Genomic DNA, 10175 nt, shown 5'->3' with positions numbered 1-10175 from the left:
CGCTGAAAAAACTCAATGGCTTCTTGCTCAATTCTATCAAGCTCTCCACGCCCTTTAGCACGCTCAAGGCCTATTACGGGGTCTATATCTAGGTAAATTGTTAAATCAGGTTTTAACCCTTTTAATACCATAGACGACAAAGACGCTAACGTATTAGCGCTAATGCCACGCCCGCCACCTTGGTATGCTTGAGATGATAAATCGTGGCGATCTGCTAATACCCACTGCCCTTTATCAAGCGCCGGGTTAATTACATTATGCATAAGCTGCGAGCGAGCTGCGTACATAATAAGTAGTTCGGTTTCAAAGGCTATGTTTTCTTCATGCTCGGCTTTTACTAAAGTACGTAAAGACTCGGCAAGCGGTGTCCCACCTGGCTCGCGTACGTTAATAAAGTCTATTTGTTTTTTATTTAAAAAGTCTTGGCATAACGAAATAGCCGTTGATTTACCTGCGCCTTCAAGGCCTTCAATAACAATAAATTTTGGTTTCATATAAAGTTTAATTCGTTTTATTTAATATATACGTTTTAACTGCCGCGTTGTGTTGCTTTAACGTGGTTGAAAATTGGTGACTACCATCGCCCTTAGCCACAAAATAAACATACTGTGTTTTAGGCGGATTAAGCGCTGCTAAAATAGCCGCTTTTGAGGGCATGGCAATGGGTGTTGGCGGCAGCCCTTTAATGCGATACGTATTATAAGGTGTGTAATCGCGTAAATCTTTTCGTTTAATGTCACCGTCAAAACTCTCCCCTAGGCCATATATTACGGTGGGATCGGTTTGTAGGCGCATATTTGCGTTTAATCTATTTATAAATACGGCGGCTATTAAGGGGCGCTCACTGGCAAGGCCTGTTTCTTTTTCGATAATAGAGGCCATGATAAGTGCATCATATGCGTTTTTATACGGTAGTTTTTCTGCACGTTGTGACCATGCTTGCTCAAGTGTTTGCTGCATTTTAACGGCCGCACGTTTTAATAAACTACTGGCAGTATCACCGCTGTGATAATGATACGTATCTGGAAACAGCCATCCTTCTAAATGGCTTTCTTTACCTACTATTTGCTGCGCCAGTTGCTCTGTATTTAAGTTATTAGTTAAATGCGGCGCACTACTAATAGCAGCTATCACTTCACGTAAGTTTTGCCCTTCGATAATAGTAAAGCTAAAACTGATTTGCTCTCCGTTGTTTATTTTTTTTATATTATTAATAACGCTTGTATTCGTTAGCTCGTACAAGCCGGCTTTTAAGTCGGTTAGTGTTGGGTCAAGCTTTGCAATTACTTGGTAACGCCAGCAGTTTTTTAACCAATTATTAGCTTGCCATTGTTTACATAGCTGGTTAAAGCCCATGCCTTTTTTAACTTCAAACTGGGTAGGCGTTGTTATATTTAGCGGGCTAGTTATTGTTGCTTGTAATTGCTGATACCCTACTAGCGTTGTAACTAAAGCTAACAATAATACCGATAAAATAACTTTTAACACTTAGCCTCCTTGGCTAATAATTCATTTAATAAACACATGCTTTGCTCAACATTAAATGTATGCTCTTCTATACGATTAACGGGCACAGCGCCCATTAAGCTATTACAAATAAATACAGCACTAGCTTGGGTTAATTCATTTAGGCTTACTTGCTTAAATTCAACCGCTAATTTATCACATAACGATTGCAGATAAACCCCTTTAATACCGCATTGCTCAAGGCTTGGCGTATATACCTTATTATCACGAATAGCAAAAATATTAGCTGCCGAAGCTTCAATCACATTGTTTTGATGATCGAGTACTAAAACATCGTCACATTGCTGTTTTGCCATGGCGTTTTTAATCAGCACTTGTTCTAGTCGGTTAAGTGTTTTTAAACCGGCTAATAAAGGTTGGGCTGCTAATTTTATTGGGCTTAGGGCTAAACTCACCCCTGTTTTAGCTAATGCTGGGTAGCTTTGTGGAAACCCTAACACGGTAATTAAAATGGTTAAATGGGTGTGTTGCGGCAATCCATAGCCTCGCCCACCTTCTCCGCGGGTGATCACTATTTTAATCACATTTAATTGGCAGCCAGTAATCGCTTTTGCAATATGTTGCTCAAGCTCAGTAAAGTTAATAGCAGGAAACGCTAAGCGCTCTGCGCATTCTACCAAACGTGCTTTATGGTACTGCCAATGCTCTACTTGCCCAGCAATTACTTTGGCTGTGGTAAAAAAACCATCACCGTAGTTAAGGCCTCTATCGCGTGTATTAATCGAACTTGTATCATCGGTTGTTATTATTGTTTGCATATTGAATGGCTTGCATAAAAAAAGCCCAGTTAAACAACTGAGCTCTTATAATGTGGTTCGTTGTTAAAAAGGATTATACCTTTTTAAATAGCAACGAGCCATTAGTCCCACCAAAACCAAATGAGTTACACAATGCAAAGTCGAGTTTTGCATCGCGTGCAGTGTGGGCTATGTAATCTAAGTCACAGCCTTCATCTGGGTTATCTAGGTTAATGGTTGGCGATACTTTTTGATCGGCCAGCGATAAAATAGAAATAATAGACTCTACAGAACCCGCAGCACCTAATAGGTGTCCCATCATCGATTTAGACGAGCCTACCATTACATCTTGCGCTGCACTGCCAAAAATAGTTTTAACAGCTTGCGTTTCGGCTTTGTCGCCTGCATTAGTAGATGTACCGTGTGCGTTAATGTAACCAACTTGGTCTGCATTTACTTGTGCATCGTTTAATGCATTTTGCATAGCGAGTGCCGCACCTGCACCGTCTTCCGGTGGCGAGGTCATGTGATACGCATCACCGCTCATACCAAAGCCAACAAGCTCAGCATAAATTTTAGCGCCACGGGCTTTAGCGTGTTCGTACTCTTCGACTACAACAACCCCTGCACCATCAGATAGTACAAAACCATCGCGGTCTTTGTCCCACGGACGCGACGCAGCTTGTGGGTCGTCGTTACGGGTAGAAAGCGCACGTGCAGCATTAAAGCCACCCATACCAATCGGTGTACAGGCTTTTTCTGCGCCACCGGCAACCATCGCATCGGCATCGCCGTAAGCAATCATACGCGCTGCATGGCCAATATTGTGCAGGCCTGTAGTACATGCCGTCACAATAGAAATATTAGGACCACGTAAACCATGCATCATTGATAAATGGCCCGAGATCATATTAATAATGGTTGATGGCACATAAAAAGGAGAAAGCTTACGTGGGCCACTGTTAAGCAGCTTTATGTGGTTTTCTTCAATTAGGGTTAATCCACCAATGCCTGAACCTACAGCAACGCCAATACGTGTTGCGTTTTGTTCAGTAACTTCAAGGCCTGAGTCTTGAAAGGCTTGAACACCCGCTGCAATGCCGTACTGAATAAATAAGTCCATTTTTTTAGTATCTTTCGCCGACATGTATGCAGTTGCATCAAAGTCATTTATGAGTCCAGCGAATTTAGTACCAAATTTTGATGTATCAAAGTGGGTTATATTTTGTATACCACTTTTACCATCTAATAAGCCTTGCCAGGTAGATTGCACATCATTACCTAGCGGCGTCAACATTCCTAAGCCAGTTACGACGACTCGACGTTTAGCCACGGTTTGCCTCCAATAAGGGATATTTAAACCAATTGATTAAAATAGTATTACTTTAGTCAGCCGTTTAACTCACTAAGTTTAAATCTATTGGCATTACAAAGGGAATTCATACCCAAGCGACCTCAAAGTGCGAGTCTCAAATTCAACTAAAGATGTGCTATTACAAATGAATGCAGTAGAGAGTAAAAGCGGGTGAATTTGAATCATGAACTTTGAGGTGGTTTGGATATATAGATTAAAGGCAGCGAATGCTGCCTTTAATATGCGATTAATTACTCAGCGTGAGCTGATACGTAATCGATTGCAGATTGTACTGTAGTGATCTTTTCAGCTTCTTCATCTGGGATCTCAGTATCAAACTCTTCTTCAAGAGCCATAACTAGTTCAACAGTATCAAGAGAATCTGCACCTAGGTCGTCTACGAAAGAAGCTTCGTTTTTAACTTCTTCTTCTTTAACACCTAGCTGTTCGATGATAATTTTTTTTACGCGTTCTTGGATATCGCTCATTCTTCTTTCCTTTATTAAAAACGCCAATGCGTTATTTTCAGATTGCGGCGTAGTTTACGCCGCATAATTCTCTGATTCAATGATTTGACCATAAATAATTGTCTGGTCAAACCTCTGAGTGTTTGTTTTGTCTTTTATCGCTTATTTTCACAGCGATTTCAAGTATGTTTAAAGCAAGATCATAAAAATTTCAATGTTTTTGAGGTCACTTACTTAAGTTATTTTTAGCATTTGCTTATAACAATGGCCGTTAAACCATGTACATCGCGCCATTTACATGCAAAGTCTCGCCAGATACATACGCAGCCGCGTCAGATGCTAAATAACACACTGCCGCTGCTATCTCATCAGGCTGACCTAATCGACCTGCTGGTACATTAGCAAGGGTGGCCGCTTTTTGTTCTTCTGTTAGCTCATCGGTCATATCAGTTTGAATAAAACCAGGGGCTACTACATTTACTGTAATGCCGCGTGATGCAACTTCGCGTGCAAGCGATTTAGAAAAGCCAATAACACCCGCTTTAGCTGCCGCGTAGTTAGCTTGCCCTGCATTACCCATAGTGCCCACAACTGAGCCAATATTAATAATACGGCCGTTCTTTTTCTTCATCATTGGGCGTAATACCGCTTTAGATAAACGGAAGATAGAGCTTAAGTTAGTGTCGATAATATCGTCCCACTCACCGTCTTTCATACGCATTAATAAATTATCACGGGTAATACCTGCGTTATTTACAAGTACGTCAACATCGCCTAAGTCGGCTTTTATTGCTGCTAATGTAGCCTCAATCGATGCAGGATCGGTTACATTTAAAGCATAACCCTTACCGTTATCACCTAAGTAATCGCTAATTTTAGCCGCGCCTGACTCACTCGTAGCAGTACCTGCTACTTTTGCGCCTTGCGCTACTAAAGTGTTTGCAATTGCTTTACCAATACCACGGCTTGCGCCAGTAATTAGGACAACTTTGCCCTCTAATGAAAATAAATTAGTCATTTTATATTCTCTTATTTTGCAGCGTCGATAGCAGCAGCGTCATTTACTGAGCCACATACCATTGCTTTATCAATTCGTTTTGCAAGTCCAGTTAATACTTTACCTGGGCCAAATTCGTAGCTTTGCGTAATGCCTTGAGCAACTAAAGCCTGTACTGTTTCTGTCCAACGAACTGGGCTGTATAGTTGACGTACCAATGCATCTTTAATTGCATCAGCCGAGCTTTGTGCTTTTACATCAACATTATTAATTACATCACACTTAGGTGTATTAAATGTTAAAGCGGCTAAATCGTTGGCAAGTTTTTCAGCCGCTGGTTTCATTAGTTCACAATGTGAAGGCACGCTCACACTCAGTGGTAAGGCACGTTTTGCGCCGGCATCTTTACACGCTTGTGAAGCTCTATCAACAGCAGCTTTATGCCCTGCAATAACCACTTGCCCTGGTGAGTTATAATTTACCGGTGAAACAACTTCGCCTTGTGCAGACTCTTCACATGCTGTTTTTATTTGCTCATCGCCTAAACCAATAATGGCAGCCATAGAGCCTACGCCCGCAGGCACAGCTTCTTGCATGTATAAGCCACGGTTTTCAACAAGTTTTACCGCTTCACCTAGGCTAATAACCTCACTACATACCAATGCAGAGTATTCACCTAAGCTGTGACCAGCCATAACCACATCCACATCTGGGTTTGCAGCTAACCAGTGGCGGTAAATTGCCACGCTTGCTGTTAATAAAGCAGGTTGAGTGCGGTGAGTTTGATTAAGTTCTTCTTCTGGGCCATTTAGTACAAGCGCTGCTAAATCGTAGCCAAGTGCGCTTGACGCTTCGCTAAAGGTTGCTTTTACAATGTCAGAGCTCTCTAGTAGCTCGCTTAACATGCCAACGCTTTGTGAGCCCTGACCAGGAAATAGAAGTGCAATTTTTTGTGCCATACTTTGCTCTTTTTAATTAAACAAAAATTTAGTGTAACTACGGCACCTAAACGTTATTCGGCCGCCGAGTTTTTAGAATGTGTTTTTTCGAAAATAGCGGCTATTTTATCTGGAAGTTGACGTTCAACCTCTTTTACCGCTTCATCGATTGCTGCTTGAAATGCTTTTGCTGATGCATTTCCATGGCTTTTAACGACAATACCGCGCAATCCTACCAGAGAAGCGCCGTTATACTGGTCGGGGTTCACCCGATTATAGAGTTTTTTTATGATAGGACTTAAAATAAACGCCATGCATTTGTAAATTAAGTGCTTTTCTAAGGCGCTTGTAAACTTTTTCATGATCAGTTTAGCAATGCCTTCGCAGGTTTTTAATGCAACGTTTCCGACAAACCCTTCACACACAATGACATCGGCTTTCCCCGAAAAAATATCACTGCCTTCACTGTAACCCGTGTAATTAATATAAGGGCTTTGCTGCATAAGCTGCGCTGCTTGCTTTATGCCTTCATGGCCTTTTATGTCTTCAGAGCCAATATTAAGTAAACTCACTTTTGGGTTATCGCAGCCAAGTGCTTGGCCTGCTACTACCGAGCCCATAATGCCAAATTGATAAAGTATTTCTGAATCACAATGCACATTAGCGCCTAAATCAAGCAGATAAACTGGATTTTTTCGCTCTGTAGGAACGGCCGATATTAATGCGGGGCGTTTAACGCCAGGCAGCATTTTTAATACGTAATGAGCCATAAAAAATAAAGCGCCGGTGTTACCCGAGCTTACACAGGCTTGTGCTTCACCCGATTTAACTAAATCAAGGGCGACACGCATAGAGGAGTCTTTTTTTGAACGCACAGCTAAAGCGGGTTCGCAAGCATTAGTGACAACTTCGCTGCAATGGCGAATAATTAAACGTGGGTGTGAAAGTGAATCGAGGGATTCTAATTGATTAGTAATTACTTGCTCGTTGCCACATAAAATGAGTGTTAAATTGGCATGAGCATTTACTGCGCAAACGGCAGCGGGGATAGATGAACGGGGGCCATAATCGCCCCCCATCATATCTAACGCTATGGTTAGATTAGTCAGCATAAAGCAATCTCTTAGTTAGAAATTACTTGAACGCCTTTGTAGTAACCGTCAGCAGTTACATGGTGACGACGATGAGTCTCACCTGAAGTTTGGTCAACTGTTAAAGTTGGACCGTTGATCGCATCGTGTGAACGGCGCATGCCGCGTCTTGCACGAGACTTTTTGCTTTTTTGTACAGCCATTAGTCTTCTCCTAAGAATCTTTCTTAAGTTGTTTCAAAATATCAAATGGATTTGGTTTATCATCTTCCGCCTTTAGTACACCAAAGCTAGCAGGCTTTGATGAGTAATTGCACGAAGCTTCGTTGTGTGTAGGCACTAATGGCACTGCTAAAATTAGCTCGTCTTCGATTAACTCAAACACGTTAATTTCACCGTTTTCATCAAGCGCTACTTCATCGTAGACTTCAGGAAGATCATCTGACTCAGCATCCAAACCAACAGGCGAATACATAAAGTCTTGATCCAAATCCAACCCTAAATCATCATTACAACGCTGACAAGTTACAGTTACGTGTGTAGACAAATTGCCACTAATCACAACTAAACCTTGCTCATCGGTTTTGCACTGAATTTTTACCGCTATTTCACCTACTTCTTCCTGTACAACACCTCGTAAACGAGCAAGTTTTTCAAGCGGTACAATACCATCGTAAGTTAAACGGTGTTGCGCTGCTTTCCCAGGATGAAGAGTGATGGGAATTTTTACCTTTTGCATAGGGGCTGCATCATATAGATAGTTAATTGGTTAGTCAAAGCAAAAAAGCATTTTTACATGGTTTTTCACGTGTTTTCATTACGGATCTGATTTATCCTAACTCAAACTAATTTTAATTAGGATAATAATTTATGAAGCACCCGCTTATATTAGCGTCAAGCTCGCCATTTAGGCAGTCTTTATTGCAAAAATTTAATCTGCCATTTAGTACTTTTTCGCCTGATATTGACGAAACCGCCATACCAAACGAAACCCCTGAGCAACTTGTTAAGCGCCTAAGCGAGCGCAAAGCGCGTGCCGCTTGCGATCATTTTGTTAAAGGCCTTGCAATCGGCTCCGACCAAGTGGCCGTATTTGATGGGCAAATACTTGGTAAACCTCATAATAAAGAAAACGCCATAAAGCAGCTTTCTTTGTTTAGCGGCCAAACTGTCACGTTTTTAACAGGCCTGTGTGTTTACGATATTGCTAGCGATAAAGCAAAAACGTTAATAGAGCCTTTTGAGGTAGTATTTAGAACACTCAACAAAAAGCAAATAGAAGCCTACTGCGATGCAGAGCAGCCATATAACTGTGCTGGGAGCTTTAAAAGTGAAGGATTAGGGATTTGCTTATTTGAAAAATTAAACGGGGACGATCCTAATAGCTTAATAGGCTTGCCTCTTATTAAACTCAGCCAGCTATTGGCTGAGTTTAATCTCGACATACTCGCCGCTCAACCTTAGCCAAGTAGTATGCGTTGCAGCTGCTGGTAATTATCAACGGTTGCAACGGGGCTAAACTCACTTAACTGCGCTGCACTGTGCACGCCCATGGTAACGCCAATTCTATCTATGTTGGCTGCCTGTGCCATGGCCATATCTATTTTTGTATCCCCAATCATGAGTGCTTCGTCGGCATTTATTGCTAATTCAGCTAATAGTTGTTCAAGCATATCGGGAGAAGGTTTAGAGCGTGCTTCATCACTTGTGCGCGTGGCACTAAAGTAATGCCCTAACTGAGTTTGCTCTAATAAACGCATTAAACCATCACGCCCTTTACCGGTGGCAATCGCTAAAATAACCCCTTGTGCTTTTAACGCACTTAGTACATTTTCTACATTATCAAATACAGGAGTGGCAGTCGTATCAACACGGTATTGCTGTTTATAGCCGTTAATTAATGCGGGATGGTGCGCTACCTCGTCAGGAAATAGCACCTCAATAGCAAGTTCAAGCGACATACCAATAATATTTTTAATTGCAGTGTCGCTCGGCGGCTCAATATTAAGCGCCAGCGCACTGTGACGAATACAATTAACAATTTTGCTAATTGAGTCCATTACAGTGCCATCCCAATCAAAAATAACCAGTTTATATTTTTTTAATACAGCGGTAGTCATTACGCTTTAGCATCTCTTAATTTTAAAATACAACTTTTAAGTGCGTTATCAAGCGGCGCCTCTACGCGCATGGTAGTTTCGTTTTTAGGGTGATAAAAGCTTAAATCGTGGGCGTGTAAAAATAAGCGGTTTAAGCCTATTTTGCGCATTGATACATCAAACCCTTGGTCGCCGTATTTATCATCGCATGCAATAGGGTGGCCTTTACACTGTGTATGAACACGAATTTGGTGAGTACGCCCAGTCACAGGTGAGGCTTGCACTAACGAGCACTCGTTAAAACGCTCAAGTACTCTAAAGCGAGTATGTGAAGGTTTACCTTCGTTATTATCTACACGCACCACGCGCTCGCCCGACTTGAGGGTGTTTTTACGCAGCCCTTCCGTTACATTTTTAACCGACGAATCCCACTGCCCTGTTACCAACGCCCAGTAATTTTTTTCCATTGTTTTTTCACGCAGCTGCTCATGTAATGCGGTAAGTACCGAGCGACGCTTTGAAATTAGTAAACACCCCGATGTGTCTCTATCAAGCCTATGTACTAGCTCTAAACTGCGCTCATCTGGGCGTAATACGCGTAGTGCTTCTATTAAACCGTAGCTTAAACCACTGCCGCCATGTACAGCCATGCCCGAGGGCTTATTAATTACAATAAGGTATTTGTCTTCAAAGAGTATTGCGTCTTCTAATTGCTTCACTTTATCAAGCTTTTTAGGCACAAACTCTTCGCGCTCTGCTACTTTAATTGGCGGAATACGCACTACATCATCAAGCTGTAATTTGTAAACTGGTTTAATACGCTTTTTATTAACGCGTACCTCGCCTTTACGTAAAATTTTATAAACAGCGCTTTTAGGCACCCCTTTTAAATGGGTAATAAGAAAGTTATCAATACGCTGACCTAAATGGTCTTCGTTGATTGTGACAAAAGTTACTTGTAAGCCG

Annotated in this window: 13 protein-coding genes; 1 reads left to right on the top strand and 12 read right to left on the bottom strand. The window is 41.7% G+C overall.

Features of this window, described 5'->3' with window-relative positions; translation table 11 throughout:
- The 10 genes from tmk to yceD all read right to left on the bottom strand — a co-directional run.
- On the bottom strand, positions 1–494 hold a 494-nt coding region (gene tmk / locus B4F91_RS15620; RefSeq protein ID WP_288635977.1), incomplete at its 3' end, for a dTMP kinase.
- A 7-nt stretch (positions 495–501) separates the two neighbouring features.
- Positions 502–1488 carry an endolytic transglycosylase MltG gene (mltG, locus tag B4F91_RS15615; RefSeq protein WP_286937815.1) on the bottom strand — a complete coding sequence of 329 codons (987 nt, stop codon included), beginning with the start codon at positions 1486–1488 and terminating at the stop codon, positions 502–504.
- A complete protein-coding gene (gene pabC / locus B4F91_RS15610; RefSeq protein ID WP_286937813.1) occupies positions 1482–2285 on the bottom strand; it encodes an aminodeoxychorismate lyase in 804 nt (267 codons plus the stop codon). Before pabC ends, mltG begins: the two co-directional genes overlap by 7 nt.
- Positions 2286–2358: 73 nt before the next feature.
- Positions 2359–3597, bottom strand: coding sequence for a beta-ketoacyl-ACP synthase II (gene fabF, locus B4F91_RS15605; RefSeq protein WP_004587691.1), 1239 nt, complete (start codon positions 3595–3597; stop codon positions 2359–2361).
- Positions 3598–3869: 272 nt separating this feature from the next.
- Positions 3870–4106, bottom strand: coding sequence for an acyl carrier protein (gene acpP / locus B4F91_RS15600; RefSeq protein WP_004587690.1), 237 nt, complete (start codon positions 4104–4106; stop codon positions 3870–3872).
- A 250-nt stretch (positions 4107–4356) separates the two neighbouring features.
- Positions 4357–5103, bottom strand: coding sequence for a 3-oxoacyl-ACP reductase FabG (gene fabG, locus B4F91_RS15595; protein WP_096041886.1), 747 nt, complete (start codon positions 5101–5103; stop codon positions 4357–4359).
- A gap of 11 nt (positions 5104–5114) precedes the next feature.
- A complete protein-coding gene (fabD, locus tag B4F91_RS15590; protein ID WP_054982359.1) occupies positions 5115–6041 on the bottom strand; it encodes an ACP S-malonyltransferase in 927 nt (308 codons plus the stop codon).
- 53 nt (positions 6042–6094) lie between these two features.
- Positions 6095–7132, bottom strand: a complete 1038-nt coding sequence (gene plsX, locus B4F91_RS15585; protein ID WP_004587687.1) for a phosphate acyltransferase PlsX — start codon at positions 7130–7132, stop codon at positions 6095–6097.
- Between the two features lie 11 nt (positions 7133–7143).
- Complete coding sequence (gene rpmF / locus B4F91_RS15580; protein ID WP_004587686.1) at positions 7144–7314, bottom strand: 50S ribosomal protein L32; 171 nt, start codon at positions 7312–7314, stop codon at positions 7144–7146.
- A 10-nt stretch (positions 7315–7324) separates the two neighbouring features.
- Positions 7325–7849 (bottom strand): 23S rRNA accumulation protein YceD, encoded by a 525-nt coding sequence (gene yceD / locus B4F91_RS15575; protein WP_004587685.1) that lies wholly within the window; start codon positions 7847–7849, stop codon positions 7325–7327.
- Between the two features lie 131 nt (positions 7850–7980).
- Here yceD and B4F91_RS15570 point away from each other — a divergent pair, with 131 nt between their 5' ends.
- The gene (locus B4F91_RS15570; RefSeq protein ID WP_286938271.1) at positions 7981–8574 is read left to right on the top strand and encodes a Maf family protein; all 594 of its coding nucleotides are present in this window, start codon (positions 7981–7983) and stop codon (positions 8572–8574) included.
- On the opposite strand, the gene B4F91_RS15565 is transcribed toward B4F91_RS15570, so the two are convergent.
- Entirely contained in the window at positions 8571–9230 is a 660-nt protein-coding gene (locus tag B4F91_RS15565) for an HAD-IA family hydrolase (protein WP_286938273.1), read from the bottom strand. The two genes, B4F91_RS15570 and B4F91_RS15565, sit on opposite strands and share 4 nt — an antisense overlap.
- Positions 9230–10175, bottom strand: a 946-nt coding sequence (gene rluC / locus B4F91_RS15560; protein WP_288635970.1) for a 23S rRNA pseudouridine(955/2504/2580) synthase RluC, incomplete at its 5' end; no start/stop codon positions are given. The genes B4F91_RS15565 and rluC, both read right to left, overlap by 1 nt.

Source organism: Pseudoalteromonas sp. UBA6610 (assembly GCF_002433295.1).
Lineage (GTDB): Bacteria > Pseudomonadota > Gammaproteobacteria > Enterobacterales > Alteromonadaceae > Pseudoalteromonas > Pseudoalteromonas atlantica.
Note: the sequence above shows the minus strand (reverse complement) of the source record. Positions and strands in the feature narration are given on the sequence as shown.